The organism is Kitasatospora albolonga (genome assembly GCF_039535905.1).
Lineage (GTDB): Bacteria > Actinomycetota > Actinomycetes > Streptomycetales > Streptomycetaceae > Kitasatospora > Kitasatospora albolonga.
The window spans coordinates 130,947-156,621 of the sequence record NZ_BAAAYB010000098.1; the positions used below are offsets into that span (position 1 = coordinate 130,947).

At 72.7% G+C, this 25,675-nt stretch carries 23 protein-coding genes, 3 tRNA genes and 1 pseudogene; 6 read left to right on the forward strand and 21 right to left on the reverse strand.

Annotated elements, in window-relative coordinates; genetic code table 11:
- Window positions 1-38: 38 nt before the first annotated feature.
- From ABD946_RS24795 to ABD946_RS24805, 3 genes are all read right to left on the reverse strand, one after another.
- Window positions 39-114, reverse strand: a tRNA-Arg gene (locus ABD946_RS24795).
- A 39-nt stretch (window positions 115-153) separates the two neighbouring features.
- Window positions 154-229 (reverse strand) — tRNA-Arg (locus ABD946_RS24800).
- A gap of 124 nt (window positions 230-353) precedes the next feature.
- A tRNA-Ser gene (locus ABD946_RS24805) sits at window positions 354-444 on the reverse strand.
- Between the two features lie 202 nt (window positions 445-646).
- Here ABD946_RS24805 and ABD946_RS24810 point away from each other — a divergent pair.
- Window positions 647-3,934 (forward strand): hybrid sensor histidine kinase/response regulator, encoded by a 3,288-nt coding sequence (locus ABD946_RS24810; protein ID WP_345287148.1) that lies wholly within the window; start codon window positions 647-649, stop codon window positions 3,932-3,934.
- An 87-nt stretch (window positions 3,935-4,021) separates the two neighbouring features.
- Here the strand turns inward: ABD946_RS24810 and ABD946_RS24815 are convergent, their stop codons facing one another.
- Window positions 4,022-5,680, reverse strand: a complete 1,659-nt coding sequence (locus tag ABD946_RS24815) for a long-chain fatty acid--CoA ligase (protein WP_345287149.1) — start codon at window positions 5,678-5,680, stop codon at window positions 4,022-4,024.
- Between the two features lie 143 nt (window positions 5,681-5,823).
- On the reverse strand, window positions 5,824-6,789 hold the full coding sequence (locus ABD946_RS24820) for a DUF1906 domain-containing protein (RefSeq protein ID WP_345287151.1): 966 nt from the start codon (window positions 6,787-6,789) through the stop codon (window positions 5,824-5,826).
- A 121-nt stretch (window positions 6,790-6,910) separates the two neighbouring features.
- On the opposite strand from ABD946_RS24820, the gene ABD946_RS24825 reads away from it, so the two are divergent.
- The gene (locus ABD946_RS24825; protein WP_345287153.1) at window positions 6,911-7,846 is read left to right on the forward strand and encodes an EamA family transporter; all 936 of its coding nucleotides are present in this window, start codon (window positions 6,911-6,913) and stop codon (window positions 7,844-7,846) included.
- Window positions 7,847-7,988: 142 nt separating this feature from the next.
- Here ABD946_RS24825 and ABD946_RS24830 read toward each other — a convergent pair whose 3' ends face one another.
- The 12 genes and pseudogenes from ABD946_RS24830 to ABD946_RS42905 form a co-directional block, all read right to left on the reverse strand.
- Window positions 7,989-8,318, reverse strand: a complete 330-nt coding sequence (locus tag ABD946_RS24830) for a hypothetical protein (protein WP_345287155.1) — start codon at window positions 8,316-8,318, stop codon at window positions 7,989-7,991.
- A gap of 302 nt (window positions 8,319-8,620) precedes the next feature.
- Window positions 8,621-9,568, reverse strand: coding sequence for a glutathione S-transferase family protein (locus tag ABD946_RS24835; RefSeq protein WP_345287157.1), 948 nt, complete (start codon window positions 9,566-9,568; stop codon window positions 8,621-8,623).
- Between the two features lie 67 nt (window positions 9,569-9,635).
- The gene (locus ABD946_RS24840; RefSeq protein ID WP_345287158.1) at window positions 9,636-10,250 is read right to left on the reverse strand and encodes a CE1759 family FMN reductase; all 615 of its coding nucleotides are present in this window, start codon (window positions 10,248-10,250) and stop codon (window positions 9,636-9,638) included.
- Window positions 10,247-11,329: a CE1758 family FMN-dependent luciferase-like monooxygenase gene (locus ABD946_RS24845; RefSeq protein WP_345287160.1), complete on the reverse strand. Its 1,083-nt coding sequence runs from the start codon at window positions 11,327-11,329 to the stop codon at window positions 10,247-10,249. The genes ABD946_RS24840 and ABD946_RS24845 overlap by 4 nt, the downstream gene beginning before the upstream one ends.
- A 123-nt stretch (window positions 11,330-11,452) precedes the next feature.
- Window positions 11,453-12,637: a chorismate synthase gene (aroC, locus tag ABD946_RS24850; RefSeq protein WP_345287272.1), complete on the reverse strand. Its 1,185-nt coding sequence runs from the start codon at window positions 12,635-12,637 to the stop codon at window positions 11,453-11,455.
- Between the two features lie 2 nt (window positions 12,638-12,639).
- Window positions 12,640-13,869 carry a 3-hydroxybenzoate 6-monooxygenase gene (locus tag ABD946_RS24855; RefSeq protein ID WP_345287162.1) on the reverse strand — a complete coding sequence of 410 codons (1,230 nt, stop codon included), beginning with the start codon at window positions 13,867-13,869 and terminating at the stop codon, window positions 12,640-12,642.
- 153 nt (window positions 13,870-14,022) lie between these two features.
- On the reverse strand, window positions 14,023-15,213 hold the full coding sequence (locus ABD946_RS24860; RefSeq protein ID WP_345287164.1) for a transaldolase family protein: 1,191 nt from the start codon (window positions 15,211-15,213) through the stop codon (window positions 14,023-14,025).
- Entirely contained in the window at window positions 15,213-15,974 is a 762-nt protein-coding gene (locus ABD946_RS24865; RefSeq protein WP_345287166.1) for a glucose 1-dehydrogenase, read from the reverse strand. Before ABD946_RS24865 ends, ABD946_RS24860 begins: the two co-directional genes overlap by 1 nt.
- A 35-nt stretch (window positions 15,975-16,009) precedes the next feature.
- On the reverse strand, window positions 16,010-16,495 hold the full coding sequence (locus ABD946_RS24870) for an AtaL-like protein (protein ID WP_345287168.1): 486 nt from the start codon (window positions 16,493-16,495) through the stop codon (window positions 16,010-16,012).
- 171 nt (window positions 16,496-16,666) lie between these two features.
- On the reverse strand, window positions 16,667-17,284 hold the full coding sequence (wrbA, locus tag ABD946_RS24875; protein ID WP_345287170.1) for an NAD(P)H:quinone oxidoreductase: 618 nt from the start codon (window positions 17,282-17,284) through the stop codon (window positions 16,667-16,669).
- Window positions 17,285-17,486: 202 nt separating this feature from the next.
- Window positions 17,487-18,587 (reverse strand): multicopper oxidase family protein, encoded by a 1,101-nt coding sequence (locus ABD946_RS24880; protein ID WP_345287172.1) that lies wholly within the window; start codon window positions 18,585-18,587, stop codon window positions 17,487-17,489.
- Between the two features lie 55 nt (window positions 18,588-18,642).
- A pseudogene (locus tag ABD946_RS42905) lies at window positions 18,643-18,723 on the reverse strand (hypothetical protein); the annotation flags it as partial.
- 19 nt (window positions 18,724-18,742) lie between these two features.
- Here ABD946_RS42905 and ABD946_RS24885 point away from each other — a divergent pair.
- Window positions 18,743-19,006: a hypothetical protein gene (locus ABD946_RS24885; RefSeq protein ID WP_345287174.1), complete on the forward strand. Its 264-nt coding sequence runs from the start codon at window positions 18,743-18,745 to the stop codon at window positions 19,004-19,006.
- 303 nt (window positions 19,007-19,309) lie between these two features.
- Entirely contained in the window at window positions 19,310-20,185 is an 876-nt protein-coding gene (locus ABD946_RS24890) for a shikimate dehydrogenase (RefSeq protein WP_345287176.1), read from the forward strand.
- A 125-nt stretch (window positions 20,186-20,310) separates the two neighbouring features.
- Here ABD946_RS24890 and ABD946_RS24895 read toward each other — a convergent pair whose 3' ends face one another.
- Window positions 20,311-21,525 carry an IS701 family transposase gene (locus ABD946_RS24895; protein ID WP_345287178.1) on the reverse strand — a complete coding sequence of 405 codons (1,215 nt, stop codon included), beginning with the start codon at window positions 21,523-21,525 and terminating at the stop codon, window positions 20,311-20,313.
- A 276-nt stretch (window positions 21,526-21,801) separates the two neighbouring features.
- On the opposite strand from ABD946_RS24895, the gene ABD946_RS24900 reads away from it, so the two are divergent.
- Entirely contained in the window at window positions 21,802-22,503 is a 702-nt protein-coding gene (locus ABD946_RS24900; RefSeq protein WP_345287180.1) for a ScbR family autoregulator-binding transcription factor, read from the forward strand.
- A gap of 54 nt (window positions 22,504-22,557) precedes the next feature.
- On the opposite strand, the gene ABD946_RS24905 is transcribed toward ABD946_RS24900, so the two are convergent.
- Window positions 22,558-23,196 (reverse strand): ScbR family autoregulator-binding transcription factor, encoded by a 639-nt coding sequence (locus ABD946_RS24905; protein WP_345287182.1) that lies wholly within the window; start codon window positions 23,194-23,196, stop codon window positions 22,558-22,560.
- A 274-nt stretch (window positions 23,197-23,470) separates the two neighbouring features.
- On the opposite strand from ABD946_RS24905, the gene ABD946_RS24910 reads away from it, so the two are divergent.
- Entirely contained in the window at window positions 23,471-24,433 is a 963-nt protein-coding gene (locus tag ABD946_RS24910; RefSeq protein WP_345287184.1) for a ScbA/BarX family gamma-butyrolactone biosynthesis protein, read from the forward strand.
- Between the two features lie 27 nt (window positions 24,434-24,460).
- On the opposite strand, the gene ABD946_RS24915 is transcribed toward ABD946_RS24910, so the two are convergent.
- Together ABD946_RS24915 and ABD946_RS24920 are read right to left on the reverse strand one after the other, a co-directional pair.
- Complete coding sequence (locus tag ABD946_RS24915) at window positions 24,461-25,159, reverse strand: HAD family hydrolase (RefSeq protein ID WP_345287186.1); 699 nt, start codon at window positions 25,157-25,159, stop codon at window positions 24,461-24,463.
- A 156-nt stretch (window positions 25,160-25,315) separates the two neighbouring features.
- The gene (locus ABD946_RS24920) at window positions 25,316-25,648 is read right to left on the reverse strand and encodes a hypothetical protein (RefSeq protein ID WP_345287188.1); all 333 of its coding nucleotides are present in this window, start codon (window positions 25,646-25,648) and stop codon (window positions 25,316-25,318) included.
- Between the last annotated feature and the right edge of the window lie 27 nt (window positions 25,649-25,675).

The following is a 25,675-nucleotide window of genomic DNA, read 5'->3' on the forward strand; positions in this document are numbered from 1 at the left end:
GGCGAGAGGGCCCCGGGATCTCCCGGGGCCCTCTCGTCTGGTGCGCTCAGCAGGATTCGAACCTGCAACCTCTTGATCCGTAGTCAAGTGCTCTATCCGTTGAGCTATGAGCGCTTGCGCGGCCCAACTGGCGGGCTGCGAAGCGGTGGTGCGTGGTGCGCTCAGCAGGATTCGAACCTGCAACCTCTTGATCCGTAGTCAAGTGCTCTATCCGTTGAGCTATGAGCGCTTGCCCCTGGCGGGGCGTTGCGGGGACAACATTACATGACCCGCGACCTGGGGCGAAATCGATTGCCCCGGGGGTACGACACAGGAGCCCCGACGGTCAGTGACCGCCGGGGCTCCCGGTTGAGCGGAGGCTGAGGGATTTGAACCCTCGATCAGGAATAACCCCGAAACCGCATTAGCAGTGCGGCGCCATAGACCGGACTAGGCGAAGCCTCCTCCACAGGGACCGCACCGGCGAAGCCGGTGCACTCCGTGCGAGTGTGATGATGCCACAGCCTGGGGCCCCGACACCAACCGCCGCCAACGATACTGGGCGGGTCGTCCGCGGTGCAAAGAAGAATGAGATACTCCAGTCTCCCGAGAGAGCGCGAGCCGCCGGTCGCACGCCGTGACGCAAGCCGTGAGGAGACCTGTCGACATGAGCAGCAGGCCGATCCGAGGCGCTGCTCGCCTCGCCGCGATACTCGACGCGCTGCCCGACGCACTGCTGCTGGTGAACAGCAACGGCACCGTGGTCGACGCCAACGCCGCTGCCGTGCAGGCGATGCAGACCCCCGGCACCTCCCTGGTCGGACGCGGGGTGCTCGACCTGCTGCCGGAGTTCGACCCGAGCCGGATCCCCGGTTCGATGCGCCCGGCCCCGCGCGAGCCGGAGGGCCTGGACCGCCCGGTGCGGATGACCGCCCGGCGGACCGACGGGACCACCTTCCCGGTCGAGGTCTCGGGCAACGACTTCACCGACGAGGGCGAGGGCCGGGGCGGCTCCGGCTACACCTTCTATCCGGACGGCGGTTCCTCGGCCGGGGAGCTGCTGCTCCTGCTGGTGCGCGACCTGAGCGGCCGGCTCGGGGTCGAGGCGGAGCTGCGCCGCCAGCACAAGCAGACCGAGATGATCCTGCGGGCCGCCGCCGAGGGCGTGCTCGGGGTGGACCTGGACGGCCGGGTGGTGCTGGTCAACCCGGCCGCCGCGCACATCCTGGACTACCGGGCCAGTGAGCTGGGCGGCCGCGAGCTGCACCCGCTGGTCCAGCACTCGCAGGCCGACGGCACTCCGCTGGCGCTCGAGGGCTCGGCGCTGCTGGACACCCTGCTCTCCGGCCGCAAGCACCGGGTGCGCGGCGCGGTGCTCTGGCGCAAGGACGGCACCCCGGTGACGGTGGACCTCACCACCGCCCCGGTCCGGGACGGCGACCAGCTGGTCGGCGCGGTGATGACCTTCACCGACCGGACCAGGGAGCTGGCCCTGATCGCCCGCAACGAGCACCTGACGGCCGTTCTGGAGAGCGAGCTGGGCGGGGCGTTGGAGGACCTGCGGAGCCGGATCGACGGGCTGGCCGAGGACCCGGCCGGCTCGCTCTGGCCCGAGGCCAACTGGACCCTGCGGCGGCTGGCCGACGAGTGCCGCCGCTTCGGCACGCTGATCGAGGGGGTGCTGGACCACCAGCGCTTCGAGGTGGCGGCCGAGTCCGGGCGGGAGCAGCTGGACCGCGAGCCGGTGCCGCTGGACGAGGTGGTCAAGCGCGCGGTCGAGCAGGCCGGCGAGCTGGTCGGTGCGGGCCGGGTGCGGTACTCGGTGCACGCCGCCTCGGTCGAGGTGGTGGCGGACCGGGAGCGGCTGGCCCGGGCGCTGGCCCACCTGGTGGCGGACGTCAGCGGTGTGGCGCTCTCCTTGGACGGCGACACCGGCGAGGCCCCGATGGTGGTGCTGGCCGCCGCCCAGCGCGGCGAGGTGGCCCGGATCGAGGTGCGCGGCCCGGCCCGGGCGGCCAACCCCGTGCACCTGCCGATCGCCCGGGGCACCGTCGAGCGGCACGGCGGGGTGCTCCAGCGGCACGACCTGCCGGCCCGCGGCGGTACGACGTACGTGGTGGAGCTGCCGCTCGACCCGGCCACCGCCGCCCTGCACCGGACCAGGCCGAGCGTCCCCAAGGAGACCGACACGGCGATGCTGCCGGACCTCCCCGAGGTGCCGCCCGCCGAGGAGGCCCGGGGCGGGGAGCCCGCCGGGAGGCCCGCCGACCGCGCGGAGGCGGACGGGGAGGAGCCCGCGAAGGACGGGGAGCCGCAGGCCCGCACCCCGATCGCGCTGGGCCCCGGCTCCGACGCGCCGTCGGCCCCCGAGGCCGCACCCGCCGAGGAAGGCGGCCGGGTCGGGCGGCGCCGGCGCGGTGCCCCCGCCCCCACCCCCGGGGAGGCGCTCGCACTGCCGGGCGTGCCGGACCCGGGCACGCCCGTCTACCCCGGTCTGGAACGCTCCCTGACGGAGGCCCAGCCCACCGCCGAACCCACCGCCACCCCGCCGACCGGGCGCCGCCGCCGGCTCGCCCTGCCCGCCCAGGCCGGCCAGGGGAGCCAGGGGCAGCGGACGGACGAGGGGAACCGGTCCGGCTCCGAGCCGGAGGCGGCCCGGGGCGCGCTGGAGCTGCCCGCCGCTCCCAACGGCTCGTCACCCGCCCTCCCCCCGGCCCTCCCTGAGCCCCCGTCGGTCCCGCCGACCGCGCACCTGGTGCCCGCGGGCGAGTCCGGGCCGCCCCAGCCGGTCGGCACCGGGCTGGGCGAGCTGGCCCCGCCGCGCCCGATGGGCGGCGGCTTCGCGGGGGCCTTCCCGAACGCCTTCCCGCAGCAGCCCGCGGGCCCGGGCGGAGCGGAGCGCGCCGCGCTCCCCGCGCTCACCGCCGGCGGTGCCCCGGCGGACGGGCTCGCGCCCGGCGCCGGCGCACCGAACACCGGTACGCCGAACACCGGGGCACCGAGCACCGGTGCGCCGAGCACCGGTGCGCCGAGCACCGGTGCGCCGGGGGCCGGTGGGCCGGAGGCCGGTGCGTCCGAGGGCGTGCGGCAGGACGGCGCGCTGGTGCCGGCCGCCCCCGCGCCCCGCACCCCGCCCCGGCCGACCTCCGAACTCGCGCTGGCGGCGGGCCCGTCCGGCCAGGTCCCGGACGAGTCCCCGACCGTGGTGGTGCCCGCCGTGGACGGCGGTCCGCGCCGCCTGCTGGTCTGGCCGGAGCCCGAGCCGGCCACCGAGCGGGCGCTCCAGGACCGGGGCTTCCTGCCCGTCACGGTCCGCTCCCGCGAGGAGGTCGACTCCGAGGCCCCCGGCTACCCCGCCGCGCTCTTCGTCGACCCGCTGACCGGCCCGATCACCCGCACCGCACTCCAGTCGCTGCGCACCGCCGCGCTCAACAACCGGGTGCCGGTGCTGGTCACCGCCGGGCTCGGCCAGGCCACCCGGGACGCCGCGTACGGAGCCGAACCGGCCGTGCTGCTACGGGCGTTGGCCCCCAAGGACAGCGAGAACCACGCCCCCCGGGTGCTGCTGGTGGAGTCCGACCCGGACGTGGCCGCCGCGCTGATCGGCGGTCTGGAGCGGCGCGGCATGCACGTGGAGCACGCCACCGACGAGAACGACGCGGTCTCCCGGGCCAGCAGCGTGCAGCCCAACCTGGTGGTGATGGACCTGCTCCAGATCCGCCGCCGCCGGCTCGGCCTGCTGGACTGGCTGCGCGCCAACGACCGCCTGCACCGGACCCCGCTGGTCGTCTACACCTCGGTGGACCTCGACCCGGCGGCGCTGCCCCGGCTGCGCACCGGCGAGACGGTGCTCTTCCTGGCCGAGCGCTCCACCTCCGACGAGGTGCAGGCCCGGATCGTCGACCTGCTGGCCCGGATCGGCTCGCTGGCCGAGCCCGCCGCCGCCGAGCGCTGACCGGCACCGGCACCCGCACGGACGCCGACGCGGGACGGGGCCCGGACCGCCGCACGCGGTCCGGGCCCCGTCATCGCCGACCCGGCGTCACTTCCCGAGGGTGGTGACGTCCAGCTCGTCGGCCGCGTACTGGGCGCGGATCACCTTCTTGTCGAACTTGCCGACCGAGGTCTTCGGCACCGCCTCGACCAGCGACCAGCGCTCGGGCAGCTGCCAGGACGCCACCCGCCCGGCCAGGAAGGCGCGCAGCTCGGCCAGGCCGGCGGTGGCGCCGGGGCGCAGCACCACGGTGGCCAGCGGGCGCTCGCCCCACTTCTCGTCCGGCACCGCCACCACGGCGGCCTCGGCCACCTCCGGGTGGGCCATCAGGTGGTTCTCCAGCTCCACCGAGGAGATCCACTCGCCGCCGGACTTGATCACGTCCTTGGCCCGGTCGGTCAGGGTGAGGTAGCCGTCCGGGGTGATGGTGCCGACGTCACCGGTGCGCAGCCAGCCGTCCGGGCTGAACTTGTCCTCGGGGCGCTCCGGCTCCTGCCCCGCGCCGCCGAAGTACGCCCCCGCGATCCACGGGCCGCGCACCTCCAACTCGCCGGCGGAGACGCCGTCGTGCGGCATCCGCTCGCCGGCCGGGCCGATCAGCCGGGCCTCCACCGAGGCCGGGAAGCGGCCCTGGGTGTAGCGGTACGGCCACTCCTCCTCCTCGGTCAGCCCGCCCGGCGGGAGGCCGAAGGAGCCGAGCGGGGAGGTCTCGGTCATGCCCCAGGCGTGCACCACCCGGATGCCGTGGCGCTCCTGGAAGGCCCGCATCAGCGCGGGCGGGCAGGCCGAGCCGCCGATCACCACCATCGCCAGGCTGGAGGTGTCGTAGGAGCCGGCGTCCAGCTCGTCCAGCAGCCCGTTCCAGATGGTCGGCACGGCGGCGGCCACGGTCGGCCGGCAGCGCTCGATCATCTCGGCCAGCGGCTTGGGCTGGAGGAAGCGGTCCGGCATCAGCAGCTTGGCGCCGGACATGAAGGCGGCGTACGGCTTGCCCCAGGCGTTCACGTGGAACATCGGGACCACCGGCAGCACGGTGTCCCGCTGGCTCATGCCGAAGCTGTCGGCGGAGAGCACCTGGAGGCAGTGCAGGTAGACCGAGCGGTGGCTGTAGGCCACGCCCTTCGGGTCCCCCGTGGTGCCGGAGGTGTAGCAGAGCGCGGCGGCCCGGCGCTCGTCGATGTCGGTCAGCCAGGGGTAGTCGGCCGGGCGGTCGGCGATCAGCGCCTCGTAGTCGTGCACCCGGCCGGCGAAGCCGTCCAGCAGCGAGCGGTCGCCGGGGCCGTTCACCACGATGTGACGGAGCGTCGGGTTGAGCTGCGGCAGCACGCCGGCCAGCAGCGGCAGCACGCTGCCGTCGACCAGGATGGCGTGGTCGGCGGCGTGGTTGATGATGTACGCCAGCTGCTGCGGGGGCAGCCGGAGGTTGAGGGTGTGCAGCACCGCGCCCATCGAGGGGACGGCGAGGTAGGCCTCCAGGTGCTCGGCGTTGTTCCACATCAGGGTGGCGATGACGGACTCCTCGCCCGCCCCGAGCTCGTCCCGCAGCGCGTGGGCCAGCTGCCCGGCGCGGGCGCCCACCTCGCCGAAGGTGCGGACCACCGGCCCGGTGCCGTCCCAGGTGGAGACGGTGGAGGCGGCGTGCAGGGTCGATCCGTGCGTCAGGATCCTGGCGACGGTGAGCGGTACGTCCTGCATGGTGCTGAACACGCGGGTCCTCCTTGACCGGGCGGGGGGACGAGCAATCGCGCCAGTGACTACTGGCGGGTAGTGAGATGCTGCTTGTCCCGGATTCCGTCGTCAAGGGAATGGACCGTCAGCGACGAAGGTCACGCCCCGGCCCCGACGGGTCGTCAGGCCGCGACCGGGGCGTCCACGCTGTTGTGGTCGATCGAGAGGGTGGCGCCGCCGTGGGTCTCGGTGGTGTTGCCGCGGTACTGGTGGACGCGGGCGTGCGGGGACCACTGGCCGGAGGTCAGGGCGGTGGTGGAGGTGGTGTCGGCCTTGTCGTCCCAGCGGGCGTACCAGACCGCGTCCGGCAGCGGGGAGGCCCCGGCCTTCGCGGCGGCCGCCAGGTCGGCGATGCCGGAGTCGGTGCTGGAGTAGAAGCCGGAGCGGTATCCGGCGGCGTGCAGGGCCCTGGTCCAGGAGAGGGTGAAGTCCACCACGCCCTGGGCGCAGCGCTGGTCGCCGCGCGGGTAGGACTCGATGTCCAGGTAGACCGGGCTGCCCGGGCCGAGCCCGAGGGCGCGCAGCGCGGCGGCCGCCTCGGCGGCCTCCTCCTTGCCCTGGCGGACGGCGGCGGCCGGGTCGATCCGGCGGGGCTTGCCGCCGAGGGCGGCGCAGGGGGCCTGCAGGCCGACGTGGGTGGGGATCAGCCGCCAGCCCATCGCCCGGACCTCGCGGACCCAGTCGGCGGTGAGCCGGGGCTGGGAGCAGCCGCGCTGGCTCCCGCTGACGTAGATGCCCACCGCGCCGTACGGGGAGTCCCGCTTCCAGGCCCGCATGGTCTCCAGCGGGGGCGCGGTGCAGGCGTCGAAGCCGCCGCCGGTGAAGACCTCCGCCGGGGCGAGGGAGCGCCGGGTGCGGCTCTCCGTCAGCCGGGTGCCGCGGATCACCACGGGCCGCGGCGAGGGGGCGGCCGAGCGGGAGGGGGAGGCGGCGGGGGCCTTGGCCGGGACCACGCTGGCGACGGGCACGGCGGCCGGCGCCGCGACGGGCACGGCCTCGGCGACGGGGGCGGCGGCGGGCATCCCCTCGGCAGCGACCAGCAGCACGAGCGAGGAGACGGTGAGGGCGGCCGGGGCCAGGTAGCGCATCACAACCGGGATACCTGACCAACCGTCAGGCGGAACAGCCGCCCGGCCGCGAAGTTCACCCGTTCGCACCCGGCCTGTCATGGGTTTGCCCGGGCTGCGGTCCTTACGTCACACTCCTTGGATGTCCACCGCCGACCTCGCCGCCCCCGCGGCCACCACCCCTGCCACCAGCACCGCTCCCCCGTACGGGGGCCGCACCGCCCGCGTTCCCGCGCCCCTGCTCTGCGTGGTGGCGATGTTCACCGTCCAGCTGGGCATCGCGCTCTCCAAGCCGCTCTTCGGCCAGCTCGGCGTGGGCGGCGCCACCTTCCTGCGGATCACCTTCGCGGCGGTGCTGCTGCTCGCGCTGACCCGCCCCCGGCTGCGCGGCCGCAGCGCCCGCGACCTGGGGGCCACCGCCCTGCTGGGCGCGGCCTCGGCCGGGATGACGCTGCTCTTCGCCGGCGCGGTGGACCGCCTGCCGATGGGCACCGCGGCCACCATCGAGTTCCTCGGCCCGCTCGCGGTGGCACTGGCCTTCTCCCGGCGGCTGCCGCACCTGCTCTGGGCCCTGCTGGCCGGCGGCGGAGTGGCGCTGCTCACCCTGCTCGGCGAGGGCGGCGGGCACGGCGGCGGGCTGGACCCGGTCGGCCTGCTCTGCGCCTTCGGCGCGGCCGCCTGCTACGCCGGGTACATCCTGCTGACCGACAAGGTCGGCGCCGCCTTCCAGGGCTTCCAGGGGCTGGCGGTCTCGATGGCGGTCGGCGCCGTGCTGCTGGCCCCGGTCGGGCTCGGCGGGGCCTGGTCGGGGCTCTCCTCGGCCGAGTCGCCCTGGCTGCTGCTGGCCGCCTCGGCGGGGGTGGCGCTGCTGCTGCCGGTGATCCCGTACGCGCTGGAGATGACGGCGCTGCGGCGGATGCCGCAGCGGGTGTTCAGCGTGCTGGTGAGCCTGGAGCCGGCGGTCAGCGCGCTGATGGGCCTGCTGGTGCTCGGCCAGCTGCTCGGAGCGGTCCAACTGGCCGGGATCGCCTGCGTGGTGGCCGCGAGCCTGGGCGCCACCCTGACGAGCCGTCACTGAACGGCGCGCGCCGGACGCGCCCGTGGGCGGTGCCGCGCGATGCGGCACCGCCCACGGTGCGTTCTCTCGGGAGCGAGTGACCCTTCCCACTCCTGGGAGGCCGGGCGTCGGGGTGCTCAGCTCACCCCGGCCCGGTGACCGGTCAGTGGAAGACCGGCGCGAAGACGAAGTTGAAGTCCCGGTTGCCCTGGTCGCTGAAGATGAAGCCGGTGTTGTCCTTGGCCTGCAGGTTGTTGTTCTGGTTCGACGCGCCGGAGCCGGTGGCCACCTGCTGGGTCGAGTTGTAGTTGCCGTTCACGGTTCCGAAGATGTTCCCGCTGCCGACGTTGGACACCACGCTGCTGTTGGAACCCTGCCCGGCCAGCGCGCCGTTGTCGGCCGACGCGGTGCCGGCGCAGGCGAGCAGCAGGCCGGCGGCGAGCGGGGCGCCGGCCAGCAGGCCGACCAGTCGGGTGGTGCGAGAGCGAACCATGGTGAAGCCTCCAGATAACCGCACAGATAACTGCACTTCGGGTACTGCGTGCGGGAGTTCGCGGCCAGACGAGCTCCTGCGGGCTGCGACGCCGAGGAACAGGTTTCCTTAACAAATCGACAAAGTGCCAGTATCTGGAGGGGTTTTCGCCCGTTAGCGTGATCTCGCCGACCCGCCGCATAGTCCGTGGACGCCCGGTTCGTGGGCAGGCGCACCGGCCTTCACCAGCGGCTTCCCCCGATCGGCGGCGGCTCCGAAGAGCCACCGCCCGGCGCGCACCGACACGCCGCGCGCCGCGCCCGTCAGCCCCGGCCGTGCGGGGTGAGCCAGAGCTCCGGGTCCGGGCCGACCGCCACCACCCGGGTCGGGTTGATGTTGTCGTGGGTCGCGTAGTAGTGCCGGCGGATGTGCTCGAAGTCCACCGTCTCGCCGAAGCCGGGGGTCTGGAACAGGTCCCGGGCGTAGGCCCAGAGCGCGGGGTACTCGCTCAACTTCCGGATGTTGCACTTGAAGTGGCCGTGGTAGACCGCGTCGAAGCGCACCAGCGTGGTCCAGAGCCGGATGTCCGCCTCGGTGAAGGCGTCGCCGACCAGGTAGCGCTGCTCGCGCAGCCGCTCCTCCAGCGCGTCCAGCCGGCGGAAGAGCACCCGCACGGCCTGGTCGTAGAAGGCCTGGTTGGGCGAGAAGCCCGCCCGGTACACCTGGGTGTTGACCTCCTCGTAGACGATCTCGTTGATCGCGTCGATCTCCGCCCGCAGGTGCTCGGGGTAGAGGTCGGGAGCGCCCTCGCGCTGCCACTGCTTCCACTCCGTGCCCAGGTCGAGGGTGAGGTTGGCGAAGTCGTTGTTCACCAGGAAGCCGGTCCTGGTGTCCACCAGGCCCGGCACGCTCACGCCGCCCGTGTAGTCCGGCTCGGCGGCCAGGTAGGCCTCCCGCAGCGCGTGGATGCCCAGCACCTCGTCGACGCCGCCGGCGTCGCCGTTCTCCTCGGTGAAGACCCAGTGGTACTCGCCCTCGATCATCTCCTGGACCGGGTCGGTGACGGCCAGCGAGATGACGTCCTGAAGACCCATCAACTCCCGGGTGATGACCACCCGGTGGGCCCACGGGCAGGCCCGGCTGACCACCAGCCGGTACCGGTCGGCCTCGGCCTTGACGTCGCCGTCGCCGCTGCCGTCCGCGGTGAGCCGGGTGGTGAAGTGCTGCGGAGCCCGGACGTGCTCCTTGGCCTCGCTCTGCTCGGTGGTCATGCCAGTCCCCTCCAGGTGTGCGGTCACCGCGTGGTCGGTGCGCGGTCGGTGCGCGGTCGCCGCGCTGTCACTCCAGGCCGAGTGCGGCCAACTGCTCTGCGAACGGCACGAGTTCGTCCTCGGAGGACGACCCGTGCGATGACGGCGCGGTGGGCGCGCCCAGCGCGGCGGCCAGCTCGGCCCCGCCCCGGTCGATCCGGCCGGCCAGCTCCTCGGTGCCGCTCTCCACCCCCGCGCCCCAGTCCGAGGAGGCGGCGTACACCGCCGTCGGCAGCACCACGGCGCGCAGGTAGACGAACATCGGACGCAGCGCGTGCTCCAGCGCCAGCGAGTGCCGGGTGGAGCCGCCGGTGGCGCCGAGCAGCACCGGCTTGCCGGTCAGCGCGGTGTTCTCCAGGACGTCGAAGAAGGACTTGAACAGGCCGCTGTACGAGGCGGTGAACACCGGGGTGACGGCGATCAGGGCGTCCGCCGCCGCGACCGCCTCCTGCACCTCCCGCAGCGCGGGCGTCGGGAATCCGCTGACCAGGTTCTTGGCCACGTCCACGGCCAGCTCGCGCAGCTCCACCACCCGCACCCCGACGGGCGTCAGGCGGGCGGTGGCCTCGGCCAGCCGGTCGGCCAGCAGCCGGGTGGAGGAGGGCTCGCTCAGCCCGGCCGAGACGACCACCAGGCGCTTCACCGCCCGGCCCGCCCGGCCGCCGCCACCCGGGCCTCGTGGGTCGGACCGGCCGGCACGTCCACCGGGCGGCCGACCGCGAACTCCTTGCGCAGCTCGGGGAGCACGTGCTCGCCGAGCAGGTCCAGCTGCTCCAGCACCACCTTCAGCGGGGCACCGCCGCCGTCCATCAGGAACAGCTGGCGCTGGTAGTCGCCGAAGTGCTCGCGGAAGGTCAGGGTCTTCTCGATCACCTGCTGCGGGCTGCCCACGGTGAGCGGGGTGGCCTCCAGGTAGTCCTCCAGCACCCCGCCGCGGTAGACGCCGCTGTTGTTGAAGTACGGGCGGTACGCCTTGATCGCGTCCTGGGAGCTCTTCCCGATGAAGACCTGCCCGCCGAGGCCGACGTAGGCCTGCTCGGGGCGGCCGTGGCCGTAGTGCGCGTACCTGGTCCGGTAGAGCTCGATCAGCTTCCGGAAGTGGTCGGTGGGCCAGAAGATGTGGTTGGCGAAGAAGCCGTCGCCGTAGTACGCGGCCTGCTCGGCGATCTCGGGGCTGCGGATCGAGCCGTGCCAGACGAACGGCGGCACGCCGTCCAGCGGCCGGGGCACCGAGGTGAAGCCCTGCAGCGGGGTGCGGAAGCGGCCCTTCCAGTCCACCGCCTCCTCGCGCCAGAGCTTGTGCAGCAGCGCGTAGTTCTCGATCGCCAGCGGGATGCCCTGGCGGATGTCCTTGCCGAACCAGGGGTAGACCGGGCCGGTGTTGCCGCGGCCCATCATCAGGTCCACCCGGCCCTCGGCCAGGTGCTGGAGGACCGCGAAGTCCTCGGCGATCTTCACCGGGTCGTTGGTGGTGATCAGCGTGGTGGAGGTGGAGAGGATGATCCGCTCGGTCTGCGCGGCGATGTACGCCAGCAGCGTGGTCGGGGAGGAGGTGACGAACGGCGGATTGTGGTGCTCGCCGGTGGCGAAGACGTCCAGGCCGACCTCTTCGACCTTGCGGGCGATGGCGACCGTCGCCCTGGTCCGCTCCTGCTCGGTCGGCGGGCGCCCGGTGGACGGATCGGCGGTCAGGTCGCCGACGGTGAACAGACCGAACTGCATGTCTCTCTCCATACCGACAATCGTGGGTGCTCGCGGGAACGGGCGGGAAAGCCCGGCCCGATACTTCGTCAACTGCCGCGCGGGCCCGGCCCGGAGGCTCGTCCTCCGGGCCGGGCCCGCGGCTCAGCGGATGGCCATCGCGTCCAGGTAGCCCCGCACGTTGCGGCTCGTCTCGGCGACGCTGTCGCCGCCGAACTTCTCCAGCACCGCTTCGGCCAGCACCAGGGCGGTCATCGCCTCGGCAACGATGCCCGCCGCCGGGACGGCGCAGACGTCCGAGCGCTGGTGGTGGGCCGGGGTGAACTCGCCGGTGCGGACGTCCACCGTGCGCAGCGCGTGCGGCACGGTGGCGATCGGCTTCATCGCCGCCCGCACCCGCAGCGCCTCGCCGGTGGAGATGCCGCCCTCCACCCCGCCCGCCCGGGCCGAGGCCCGGCGGATGCCGGCCGGGGTGGGCACGATCTCGTCGTGCGCCTGCGAGCCGGGCAGCCGGGCCAGGTCGAAGCCGTCGCCGACCTCCACGCCCTTGATCGCCTGAATGCCCATCAGGGCGGCGGCCAGGCGCGCGTCCAGCCGGCGGTCCCAGTGCACGTGCGAGCCCAGGCCCACCGGCAGGCCGTACGCCAGCACCTCGACCACGCCGCCCAGGGTGTCGCCGTCCTTGTGTGCCCGGTCGATCTCGTCCACCATCCGGGCCGAGCTCTCCGGGTCCAGGCAGCGGACCGGATCGGCGTCCAGGTACGGCTGGTCCTCCGGCTTGGGGGACAGCCAGGACGGGGCGGTCGCCCGGCCGAGACCGACCACGTGCGAGACCACCTCGATCCCGGCGGCGGCCCGCAGGAAGGACTTGGCCACGGCGCCGAGCGCGACCCGGGCCGCGGTCTCCCGTGCCGAGGCCCGCTCCAGCACCGGCCGCGCCTCGTCGAAGCCGTACTTCTGCATGCCCGCCAGGTCGGCGTGGCCCGGCCGGGGCCGGGTCAGCGGCTCGTTCCGGGCCAGGCCCGCGAGGACCTCCGGGTCGACCGGGTCGGCCGACATGACCTGCTCCCACTTGGGCCACTCGGTGTTGCCGACCAGGACGGCCACCGGGCTCCCGATGGACTCGCCGTGCCGGACGCCGCCGAGCAGGGTGACCTCGTCCCGCTCGAACGCCATCCGGGCGCCCCGGCCGTGGCCGAGGCGGCGGCGGGCCAGCTCGTCCGCCACCGCCGAGGTGGTCACCGGCACGCCGGCCGGCAGGCCCTCCAGGGTGGCCAGCAGGGCCGGACCGTGCGACTCGCCCGCGGTCAGCCAGCGCAGCCCGCCCACGGTCACCGGCCTTCGCCGGCGGCCCGGCGGCCGATCACCGGCGGCTCGATGACGGTGCCGTCACCGACCCGGGTGCCGTGCAGCCACTGCACCTTGTCGTGCAGCTGCTCCGGGGTGAGCGAGGCGAGCAGCGCGTTGCGGGCCTTGGCGGCCTCGCCGATCGGGTGGTACAGCTGCTTGCCCATCTCCCGGGCGACCAGCTGGGTGGCGGCGGTGCGCTCGCGGCGCTCGCCGTTGAACTTCTCGAAGCGCTGCGGGAACTCGCAGGCCTCGGTGCCGATCACCTGGCCGAGCACCACCGCGTCCTCGACCGCCTGGCAGGCGCCCTGGGCGGCGTACTGGAGCATCGGGTGCGCGGCGTCGCCGATCAGCACCACCCGGCCGTCGGTCCACTTCTCGACCGGGTCGCGGTCGCAGAGCACCCAGGCCTTCCAGTCCTCGCCGAGCTCCAGCAGCCGGCGCGGGATCTCGCCCAGGTCGGGGAACTCGTTCAGCACGAAGTCCTTCTCGGCCGGGGCGCCGATCACCGCCTCCTGGGCGTCGTCGTCCCGGGTGGCGGCCAGGTTGAAGTACTTGCCGCCGCCGATCGGGTAGTGGACGAAGTGCCACTTGGGGCCGGCCCAGAGGGTCACGGTGTTCCAGCGCAGCTCCTCGGGCACCTTCTCCATCGGGATGACGGAGCGGTAGATGGTGTGCCCGGAGACCTTCGGGAAGCCGTCGCCGACCAGCTGCTTGCGGACGAAGGAGTTGATGCCGTCGGCGCCGATCAGCGCCTCGCCCCGCACCTCCTCCCCGGAGGCCAGCACCGCGGTGACGCCCTCGGCGTCCTGACGGTAGCTCAGCAGCTGGGAGTCGGTGCGCAGCTCGATCGCGTCCGAGGCGCGGGCCGCGTCCAGCAGCGGGGCGTAGATGTCGATCCGGTGCACCACCGCGTACGGGTTGCCGAAGCGCTCCCGGTACTCGCCGGTCAGCGGCATGGTGGCCACCAGCTCGGAGGTGGTGCCGTCCATGAAGCGCAGCTCGTCGATGTGCACGGCGCGGGAGCGGACCTCGTCGCCGACGCCCAGCACGTCCAGGGCGTGGAAGGCGTTCGGGCCCAGCTGGATGCCGGCGCCGAGCTCGGTGAAGGTGTCACGGGCCTCCAGCACCACCACCTGGTGCCCCTGGCGGGAGACGCTCAGCGCGGTCGCCAGACCGCCGATGCCACCGCCGGCTATCAGGATCTTCGCCATCTGGCTGTTCTGCCTTTCGGGTTGGTCGGGTTGACGGTCCGTCGGATCCCGCTCAGGGACCGAACAGCCGGTGGAGCTCCCGGTGGGATCCGGGGAAGGTGCGGTCGGTGCGGGACGGGTGGTCCGAGGCGTTGGCGGTCGGGGCGGTCTGGGTCATCGGCGCGCCCTCGCCGGCTCGTGGCCCAGCGGGCCGTCCGGGGCCGGGCCGGGAGCCGCCCCGGCAGGAGCGGCTCCGTCCGCGGCGGCCCGGGCGGCCCTGGCCTCGGTGAGCCGTGCCAGTACCGACTCCAGGAGTTCGGTCCGGGTCCGGCGCAGCCCGGCCAGGGCCTCCCGCTCCAGTTCGGTGAGCAGCCCGGCCAGGTCGAGGCCGAACCACTCCAGGTAGCCCAGCACCCGCTCGGCGTCGGCGTACCCGGCGGCGAACCGCTGGGCCGGGGCCGGCCGGCCGTGGTCGCGGACCTCGGCCAGGGTCGCCTCGGTGACCGCGGTCACCGAGTTGGGCGCGACCAGCTCGTCCACGTAGCGGGTGCCGCGCCGCCCGGAGGGCTCCCGCACCTCGGTGCGGGACCAGAGCAGGCGCTGCGGCCGGGCGCCGAGCGCGGCCAGCACCGTCCAGCGCTCCGAGCCGAACTCCCGCTCGTAGCGCCGGTAGGCGATCCGGGCCAGCGCCGGGCCGGCCTGGCCCCGGAAGGCCTTGGCCTCCTCGGTGCCGACCGCCTCCAGAGCGTGGTCCACCACGGCGTCCAGCAGGCCGACCGGCACCTCGGCCACCGAGTTGATCCGGGAGACGTCCCGGCCCTGCTCGGCGGCCAGCTCCAGGCCGGTCACGAAGGCCTCCAGCACCTGGCCGTACCGCTCGGGCGAGAGCACCAGCGAGACGTGCACGCCGATCCCCTCGGCCAGGCAGCGGGTGACGGCGGGCAGCGCCTCGGTCGTGGCCGGCAGTTCGACCAGCAGGTTGGGGCGGTCCACCGCCTGGTGCAGGGTCCGCGCCTCGGCCAGCGCGGCCAGCGTGCCGCGGGCGAAGGCCGGGTCGACGGCGGCCGAGACCAGACCGTCCAGGCCTGCGGTGCACCGGTGGACCGGGTCCAGCAGTTCACAGGCCCGCCGCAGGTCACGGACCGTCAGTTCGCGCAGCGCGACGGTCGCGGAGGCACCCCGGGCGGCCAGTTCGGCCAGCTGCTGGTGGTACGCCGGGCCCGTCCCGGGCGCGGCGAGCGCCCCGGCCACGGACCGGTCGCCGACCAGGGCGGCCAGGCCCCCGTCGGCCAGCCGGTCGCGGCCGAGGCCGTCCAACCAGAGCGAGACGCCCTCCTCGGAGAGCCGCCGCAGGATGCCCGTCATCAGGCGGTGGCCCCGCCGTCGAGCACCAGGTCGTGGCCGACCACGAAGCTGGACTCGTCGCCGGAGAGCCAGAGCACGGTGTCCGCGATCTCCTCGGTCCGGGCGACCCGGCCGATCGGGACGCCGTTGCGGACCCGCTCGTCCCGCTGCTCCTCGGTCTCGTTGTAGCGGCGGCCCTGGTCGGTGTCGACCGTGCCGGGGCTGATCGCGTTGATCCGGATGCCCTCCTTGATGTACTCGCGGGCGGCGGTCCGGGTCAGGGTGGAGAGCGCGGCCTTCGAGGCGGCGAAGGCGCCGAAGCCGGGGATCCGGCCGTGGATGCCGATGTTGGCCGCGGTGTTCACGATGACGCCGCCGCCGTGCTCGCGCATGTGGGCGATCTCGTGCTTCATCAGCAGCCACGCACCGGTGAGGTTGGTGGACAGGATGTCGCCCCAGACCGCCTCGCAGACCTCGGCGAGCGGGCTCGGACGGCCCATCACACCGGCGTTGTTGAAGGCGATGTGCAGGCCGCCGTGCCGATCCACGGTGGACTGCACCAGCTTGATGACGTCCATGCCGTGCGTGACGTCGGCGCGGATGCAGTCGGCCTTGCCGCCCGCCTCCTCGATCAGGGCCACGGTCTCCCGCAGCTCGCTCGGCTCGCGGCCGGCCACCATCACGGTGGCGCCCTCCCGGGCGAAGGCCAGCGCGGTGGCACGGCCGATGCCGGACCCGCCACCGGTGACCAGGGCGACCTTGCCGTCGAATCGTGCGGTCATCAGGTTCCTCCTGTGGATGTGCAAGTACCGGTCGTTCAGGCGGCGTTGATCAGCTCGACGGTCCCGACGGTGGCCCGGATCTCGTCGATCGCGGCGCGCAGCGCATCGGTGAAGTAGGCGTCCGCGGCCTCCAGGAACCTGCTCTCCCGGACGGCTCGCTCGACCCCCTCGGGAGCCAGGTCCACCGAGATGGTCAGCGCCAGCGAGCCGTCCTCGGTGCGGTCGATCCGGTTGCTGATCGCCTGTATCTCCGGGTCGCCGGGCTGGCGGTAGACGATCTCGTCACCGGGCTCTATCTCGATGCGCTGGAACACGGTGCGGCCGTCCCGGACGATGCTCCGGTGGAATCCGCCGGGAAAGCGGTCGAGTACGGTGCACTCGGTGATCGCGGGAACGTAGGGGACGGGATTCTCGGCCTTGGCCATCAACTGGCTCCACAGCCCGTGCGCGTCCATCCGTGCTGGCCCGGACGTCGTCCCGGAATTGACCGGTACCGTCCAGGAGATCGTCACCGTCGACATCCGCTGCCCCTTCGCCGGGTAATTCGAACCGTTCTCCTTTCGAGAACTCTGGGCCAGCCCTCTGGACTGCGGCAATGAGGGTCCCCTGACTTCGTCAGCTGCCCGAAAAGCGGGCAGCGCAGCGATTACGGGAATTCCGCATCCGCTGCGCTGCCAGGTGGTGACGGTCCGTCAGGACGCCGCGAGGCCGACCTTCAGGGCTGCGGCGATCCGGACCGTGCGACGGGCCTGGTGGCCGATCGCGGCCAGGTTCTCGTCGTTCGGGGTGCCCACCCCGTTGTTCGACACGTGGCTGGTGCCGTACGGGTTGCCGTTGGTCGGCGCGAACTGCACCTCGTGGGTGTAGCCGGGCGGGACGATGACGGCGCCCCAGTGGTAGAAGGTGTTGTTCAGCGCCAGCAGGGTGCTCTCCTGGCCGCCGTGCAGGGTGGAGGTGGAGGTGAAGGAGGAGACCACCTTGTTCACCAGCTTGCCCTGGAACCACAGGCCGCCCGTGGTGTCGATGAACTGCTTGAGCTGGGCGGCCGGCAGGCCGAAGCGGGTCGGGGTGCCGAACAGGATCGCGTCGGCCCACTCCAGGTCGGCCAGGGTGGCCACGGGCACGTCCTTGGTCGCCTCGTGGTGGTCCGCCCACTCCTGCTTCGCAGCGACCACGGCGGCCGGGGCGAGCTCGGCGACCTTGCGCAGCCGGACCTCGGCCCCCGCCTTCGCCGCGGCCGAGGCGGCCTCCTCGGCCAGCTTGTGGACGTGGCCGGTGGACGAGTAGTAGATGATGGCGACGTTGGTCACGGTCGCTACTCCATTCCCGGTGGGTCCGTCCTGCGGGGCGGCCGGGGCCTCCCCCGACGCGCACGACTCTCCCGCGCGGGCGCACCGACCGGCAACCGTGAGCGGCCCACTCCATCACCTTGTGGCGACTTGGCACTGACGGCGGCCCGGTCCGTCAGTCCGTCCGGTTCCGCGGAAGTCCTCCGGCGGATTCCCGGAGGTGTCAGTAGATCTCCATCTGCCCCATCATCCCCATCGCTCCGTGGTCGAACATGTGGCAGTGGTAGGGGAAGACGCCGCGGTAGCTGTTGAAGGTGACCAGCAGCTTGACCGTCTCCCCCGCCAGCACCTGGACGGTGTCCTTGAGCCCGGCCTCGGCCGCGGCCGGCGGCGTGCCGTTGCGCTCCAGGACGCGGAACTGCACCAGGTGCAGGTGGAAGTTGTGCGGGGCACGGGTGTTGGTGTTGCTGACGGTCCAGACCTCGGTCGAGCCCCAGGGGATCCGCACGTCGATCCGGGCCGGGTCGTAGGTCTGCCCGTTGATGGTGGCCCGCGGGTCGGGCCGGCCGTCCTCGTCCATCCGCAGCTCGAAGCTGCGGTTCGCGGTGGCGGGCGGCGGGGTCGGCAGGGTGGTCAGCCGGTCCGGCACGGTGGAGCCGTCGGCGGCGGTCCTGACCACGTCGAAGCGCATGACCTTCCCGACCTGGTCGGCCGGGCCGGGCCCGAGGGCGTTCTGCAGCACCAGCTGGGTACCGACCGGGTAGCGGGAGAAGTCGATCACGACGTCGGCCCGCTCCCCGGGCGAGACCGCCAGCACCGGGGTCACGTTCGGCCGCTCCAGCAGGCCGCCGTCCGAGCCGATCTGGGTGAAGGCGCTGCCGTCGGAGAGGTTGAGCAGGAGGAAGCGGACGTTGGCCGAGTTGACGATCCGGAAGCGGTACTTGCGGGCCGCCACCCGGAAGTACGGCCACGGCGAACCGTTCACCGTGATGGTGGTGCGGTTCATGAAGTCGTCCATGACGTAGACGAGTTGGCCGTTCTCGTCGTAGCGGCCGTCCCGGATCACCAGCGGCACGTCGTAGGCGCCGGAGGGCAGGCCGAGCGCCTGCTCGGCGTCGTCGTTGATCACGTAGACCGAGGAGAGTCCGCGGTAGACGTTCTCCGACTCGACGTGGTGCGCGTGGTCGTGCGTCCAGAGCGTCGTGGCCCGCTGGTTGTTCGGGTAGGTGTACACCTTGCTGGCCCCGGGCGCGATGGTGTCCATCGGCGAGCCGTCGCTGTCCATCGGGACGTCGGCGCCGTGCAGGTGCACCGAGACCGGCACGTCCAGCTGGGTTGGTCTGACGGACCACCACCCGGGTGCCGCGCCTGGCCCTGATGGTCGGGCCGGGCACCAGACCGTTGTAGCCGTAGAACTCGGTCTGCTTTCCGGGCACGACCTCCTTGAGCACCTTCTTCATGGTGACCAGGTAGTAGTCGGTGGTGCCGCTGGAGAGCAGCGGCGAGAGCACCGGCGGCACCGTGAGCGGGACCGCGAACTGCGGGATCACCGCCGGCGCCCCGATCGCACCGGGCACCGCGCCCGCCCCCGGCTCGGCGGCCTCGGCGGCCCGCGAGCCGAACACCGGGCTGGCCAGTCCGGCCGCCCCGACCACCCCCGTGGTGATCGCTCCGGCCTTGAGCGCGTTCCTACGTGACAGCATCGGTTCCCCGTTCCCGTTGCGTCGACGGCGCGTCGACTAGGCTCGGACGACCAGTTCGATCATCCACTGGGAAGCGTGCGGATTCTCCGTACGACCTATCAAACGCAGGTTCGAGACCATGTCAGCTGCTTGATTGACAGGCAAAATGGCATGGTGAGCATGACAATCAACGATGCGTGACGGAGTGGGGGTCAAAAGCCGTCAGGTCGTCCCCGAACGTGACTCTGTGTCAGGCGGCCCACCCGCTTCCGGTCCACCGCTACCTAAGCTGGGCGGTAACCGGGACAGTGAGTGGAACCTGCCCGTCCGGTAGGCCGTTCCCCCTGGCGAAAGGAGCACGACGATGCGCATCGAACAGCCCCCCGTGCTGGAGAGCAGCACGCCGCCCCGCCAGGCCGCCCGACGCACCGCGGTGCTCGGCTCACCCGTCGGCCAGTCGATCACCGCGGCGCTGCACCGAGCCGGGCTGACCGCCATGGGCCTGGACTGGTCGTACCAGAACATCGAGTGCGACGAGACCGAACTCCCCGGCGTGCTGGCCGGTCTGGAGAGCGGCTGGGCCGGCTTCGCGCTCGGCATGCCGCTCAAGCGCTCGGTGCTGCCGCTGATCGACGAGGTCTCCGACCTCGGGCTGGACGTCGGCGGGGTGAACACCGTGGTGTTCCGCCGCGGCCGCAGCCACGGGGAGACCACCGACGTCTACGGCATGCTGACCGCGCTGCGCGAGGCCGGGGTCACCTCACCCGGCTCGGCGGTGGTGCTCGGCGGCGGAGCCACGGCCTGCTCGGCACTGGCCGCGCTGCGCGAACTCGGCGTGCTGGAGCCCTCGGTGGTGGTCCGCGACCGAAGCCGCGCGACCGAGGCCACCGCCGCGGCCGGCCGCCTGGGCATCGCCGTGGACGTGCACACCTTCGGCGGCCTGGAGGCCCTGCTGCCCGGGGCCGGCCTGGTGATCTCCACCCTGCCTGCCGGGGCCGCCGACACCTTCGCCGCCGCCGTGATGCACTCCCGGGCCGCCGTCTTCGACGTCGTCACCTCGGCCTGGCCGACCAGGCTGGTCAAGGCGGCCGGCTTCGCGGGCTCCACCGTCGTGGACGGCGTCTCCTTCGCGGTCCACCAGGCCGCCCGTCAGCTGGAGCTGCTCACCGGCCGGAGCGACGTGCCGATCGCGGCGCTGCGCCGCGCGGCCCAGGAGGAGCTGCTCCGCCGCGCGGACTGACCCGCCCCGCCCGTCCGGGCCGACCCGCTCCCGGGAGGCCCGGACGGTCCGTCGGGCGGGGTGGCCGTCGCACGACCGTGCGCAGGCCACCCCGCCCGTCGCCGTCTCCCGCCCCCGGGCCGCCATCAGGCCGACAGCTCCTGCGACTTGTCGAAGCCCTGGCGCCGCGCGGTGGAGAGCACCGAGATCGCGTGGGCCACCGAGCACAGGGTGGCGTGCCGGTGCCAGCCGGCGTAGGAGCGTCCCTCGAAGTCCCGCATCCCGACCCGGCCGGAGACCTCGGCGAAGTCCTTGGCGACCCGCCGGGTGAGCCGGCCCAGCCGCAGCAGTGCGACCGGCGGCACGTCCACCAGGTTGGAGAGCCAGAGCTCGGCGGGCTTGCCCTTGGAGCCCGACCAGCCGCCGACCAGGGCCAGCGCGCGCTCCGGCGGCACCATCATGCCGGGGCGCCGGACCGTCGGCATGGTCACCCTGGTCCCGCTGACCAGGATCGAGCGGGTGATCGAGTAGTCCGGGTCCACCCAGCCCACCGGCCGGGAGAAGCGCTTCGCCCACTCGATCAACTGCTGGGCCTGGAAGACCCGTTCGCCGCGCCCCGGCAGGCTGCCGTCGAAGCCGACCAGCCTGGTCGACCCGCTCACCCGCATCACGAACGGGACCCCGCGCCGGCAGAACTCCTCGACCAGGGTGGCGGCGTCCAGCTCGCGGGCGTCCAGCACCGCCGGGCGGCGGCGCAACCCCCAGTCGGGAGCGGCCAGTTCGACCACGCTGTTGACGGCACAGAGCTCCGGAGTGGTGGCCGAGACCTCGTCCGGGATCTTGGCGCGCTTGCGCCGCTCCTCGTTGGCCAGCCAGTCGGCCGGCAGTACCAGGCCCCAGTTGACCGGTGCGCTCATGTCCTCGCTGGCGAGCCACACCCCGTACGCCTGCTGGCTGTTGACGACCCGTCCGAGCTCGGTCCGGAAGGACTCCTCGACCCCGACCGAGTGCTCGCCGGCCTTGGGGATGGCCATCGAGTTGAGCACCCAGGCCTGCGGCAGCAGCACCCGGTCCAGGTGCTTGGCCAGCGCCTGGCGGACCGGCCCCCACCGCCAGGACGAGTCGCTGATGAAGTGGTGCAGGCTCTGCTCTGCGGCTCCGTACCCGGCCACCGCCGCCAAGGCCCGCATGGACTTGCGGCCCTGCACCGACAGTAAGCCCGAGATGTACCACTCCCCGCGGGCACGCTGGTCGCGACGCTTCAGCGAAGCCAGCATCCGGCGGGAGAACTCCGTGACGAAGTCGTCCGCCACGTCACCCCAGATGTGCTCAGGAACGTTCTTCTCGCTAACACCTTCCACAGCCCCCGTCCCCTCCTCCGTGGTCACCGTCCGGTGGGGCGCCGGGCGGCGCCGCGCAGCCAGACAGCAGATGCTGGTGATGGATACAGTACAGAACCGACTGGTTGGTTTTGCTGACTCCGTCATCTTACGCACCGCCAGCGCAAGGTCACCAGAGGAAACATGACAGACCTTAGAAATACCGGGTAAGCGGTTTGTTACGCTATTCCGGAAGATGAACACTCAGCAAACCGGGGCTTCGCGCGGGGCCACCGGCGCCACCAGGGAGGAGCCTTGATGGCCCGTCAGGAACGCGCCGAACGCACCCGCATGGTCCTGATCAGGGCAGCAGCCGCCTCGTTCGACCAGGTGGGCTTCGCGATGACCGGCCTGAACGACGTGACCCGGCCGACCGGGATCTCCAAGGGAGCGCTCTACTTCCACTTCGGCTCCAAGGAGTTGCTCGCCGAGGCGGTCATGGCCGAGTCGCGGCACGGACTCCGTGAGGTCGTCCGCCGGGCCCGGCGTGCGGGCGGCTGTCCGCTGCAGTACCTGATCGACCTCAGCCACGGCCTGGCGCACCTGCTGGCCACCGACATCGTCTTCCGGGCCGGCCTGCGGCTCACCGACGACAACGGACTGACCGAGCAGCAGCGACCGAACCCCCATCCGGCCTGGATCCGCCTGATCACCCGTCAGCTCTCCCGCAGCGCCTCGGCGGGCCGCATGCACCCCGAGGCCGGGGTCGAGGAGGCGGCCGGGCTGCTCGCCGCCGCCACCGCGGGGGTGGAGATCATCGCCCGGCGCGACCGGGACTGGCTGGAGCCCAAGGTGATCACCCGGCTCTGGCAGGCCGTGCTCCCGCTGCTGGTCCCCGCGGAGCAGCTGGACGACATCCGCACCTCGCCCCGTCCCTCCGTGGACGTTCCGGCCGGGGATCCGATCGGCGATCCGATCGCGGCCTCCGTCGCGGGGCGGGCAGGCCACTCGGCCCGCTGACGTGCCGTTCCGACGGAGTGTCTGCCCCTCCGCCTTCCCGACGCCGCCCCGTGCTCAGTCCTGGCCGGCCATCGCCAGCACCCTGGCCCCCCGGCCGGATGCCGCGTCGAGCCGCACCAGGGTGGCCGGCAGTGCGATGGTCGGCAACAGGTGCCGCCAGAGCACCGAGACCCGCTCCTCCATGTCGGCCAGGTTGGTGGCCGCCTGGGAGAAGGTCTGCACCCCGGCGAAGCTGGCGACCAGCATTTCGGCCGTCTCCTTGGCGTCCACCTGCGCCAGCACCTCCCCCAGCCCCTTCGCCTTCTCCAGCAGACCACCGCACACCCCGGCCCAGGCCAGTAGCGGATTGCTGTCGGAGAAGTCGACCGAACCCCGCTCCATGGCCAGCCGCAGGCCGGCCCGCAGCAGCGGCGAGACGGGAAGCATGTGAGCCACCGCCATCGTCAGGTCGATCAATTCCTGGAGCTTCGAGACGTTCTCCGGAATGTCCAGATAGACGGTCTGTTCCTGGAGCACGCCCCGGGCCAACTCCTCCTTCGACGGAAAGTGGAAGTAGAGGGCGCCCTTCGTCACCTGGGCCCTGACCAGGATCTCCTTGATCGAGGCGGCGTCATATCCGTACTCGTCGAACACCTGGGCCGCGCCGAGCAGGATGCTCCTCCTGGTCTGGACTGCCCGTTCCTGCTGTGCCATGGGCTGGCTCTCTCCCGTCTTACTTTGATCCGTTCATGACAGGCATTGGACTGCTGTCGGAGTTCGAGGTATCAGGGTCTACAAATAAACCGGCTGCCCTGTATTGTAAGTGCCTGCTGCGCGTCGTCGCCCGTCTGCTGACAGTGATCCTTTGGGGGGGACCATGTCTGACCTGCTCTCGGCCACCGCACTCGGAGTCGAGGCGGTGCACCGCCCGACAAGCACCACTTCCTTGCACTCCCTACTGGCCCCACCTGCGTCTTTCACCACCACTGTGCCCAAGGAGCTGGTGCACCGCGCCGCCGTGGCCGAGGTCCTGCTGACCCGCTGGCGCCGGATCGACGACCGGTTCTTCTCGGTCTCGGCCCAGTGGCCCCGCGGTCACAGCTTCTTCGGCTCGCCCGACGGCCTTCACCACGACTCCACTCTCATAGCAGAAACCATCCGGCAGGTTGGTACTCTACTCGCCCACGCTGAGTTCGCCGTACCTCTCACGAGCCGTTTTCTGCTGCACGACCTGGAGTTCACCGCGGTACTCCACCAGCTCACCGTCCGTGACACTCCGGCCGAGCTGGAGGTGCTGGTCAGCACGACGGTGACCAGGCAGCACGGGCGCCGGGTGGCCGGTCTGCGGTACCAGATGACGCTGCTGAGGGACGGTCAGATCGCCGCCGTCGCCAACGTGAGCGCCACCTTCATGAGCCCCGAGGTCTACCGCCGGGTCCGGGAGAACCGGGTGGTGTCACCGCTCGTCCACGTGCAGCCGACCCCGCCGGTGGATCCCGCCCTGGTCGGCCGGCTCTCCCCGGCGGACGTGGTGCTCTCGGCCACCGGTGAGCGGGACCGTTGGCAGCTGCGGCTGGACACCCGGCACCCGGTGCTCTTCGACCACCCCGGCGACCACGTCCCGGGCATGGTGATGCTGGAGGCGGCCCGGCAGGCGGCCCGGATCATGGTGCCGGAGGCGGCCCTGGTCTCCTCGGCCAGCTCGGAGTTCAGCCACTACGTGGAGTTCGACGCGCCCTGTTTCGTCGAGGCGGTCGAGCTGCCCGTCGAGCACCCGAACCGGCGCACCGTCTCGGTCCGCGCCGAGCAGGGGGGCCGGACGGTCTTCGCCAGCACGCTGACCGTGCCCACCTGTCTGCTCCGCGGCAGCCGCACCGGTGCCGTCTCCTCGTCCGGCCGCGGCCGGGTCACCGCCGAGCTCAGCCACCCGTGGGTGTGCAGCCCGGCCTGACGCCGCGTCACGCCCGCCTCTTCGGCCTCAGCTCCACAGCCTCCCGGTGGCGGCCTCCTCGTCCACCGCGCGCACCAGTGCCTCGTCCACCTCGGCAGGTTCCGCCGCCAGGTGCCGCACCCCGGCCTCCCGCATCAGCCGCGGTTGGAAGCCGTGCTCGAACCCGCTCGGGTGACCGATGAACGCCGTCCCCAGCCCACGGGCGACCTCGGCCACCCGGGCCACGTCGTCGACGAAGAGCACCTCGTCGTGGCGCAGCCCCAGCACGTCCACGACGATCTCCCGGACACCGGGGCGGAATCCGTCGGTGCACACATAGCCCGGATCGTCGAACAGTGCGGTGTGCTCGCCGAGTTCGCGCTCGAAGTGGGCCCTCGACAGGCCGCCGTAGCAGACCGTCCGCAGGCCCAGGGCGCGCAGCCGGGCCACCATCTCGGGTGCGCCGTCGAGGACTTGGAGCGGGCGCCGGGCCAGGTACTCCTCGCGCTCCCGGAAGTAGACCTCCAGGACGCGCTCCACCGGCCAGTCCAGGCCGGCCGCCTCGGCGGCGGCGGCGGCAGCGCTGCGCTGGTCCTGCGAGAAGATCCGGCGCTCCACCTCCGCGGTGTACGCGCCGCCCCGGCTGGTGACGAAGTGGTGGATCACCGGACTGAAGGTGTCGTCGAGCATCACACCGTCGATGTTGACGGCGGCCGCACGCAGCCGCCGGAGCGGCTCAGCCGCCATCGGCCCCTCCCCGATCGGATCGGCCGCCAGTCTACGACCCGGGGCGGGGCCTCCTGCCAGAGCACCGTCAACTCAGCCGCGCTCTACGTCACTTCGACCGACGCTCTCCGGCCGGTCGGGCCCGGGCGGGGCCCTGAGCGGGCAACCGAGCGGCCGTCAGCCGAACGCCAGGCCGAGTCCGGCCAGACCGGCCAGCCGGTGCTCGGCCCCCAGCACGCCGGCCTCGACGTCGAAGGCCCAGCGGTGGGTGGGCGGGTACCCGATGAGTTCGGCGGCCCGGGGCGGGAGCGGACGCCCCGCCGCCTCGGCGGACTCCCAGAGGAAGACCGCGCCCCAGCGGTTGGCCTCCAGGTCGGAGATCCAGCTCTTGTGGACCAGCCCGGGGTGACCGGTGAAGCGCTCGACCGCCTCGTCCCGCAGGAAGGCCCGCAGCTCCTCGATGCCCGCCTTCGACTCGGCGAGGTCCCACCAGACCACGACAACGCGCATGTGACTGCTCCAACTCGGCCGGATCGG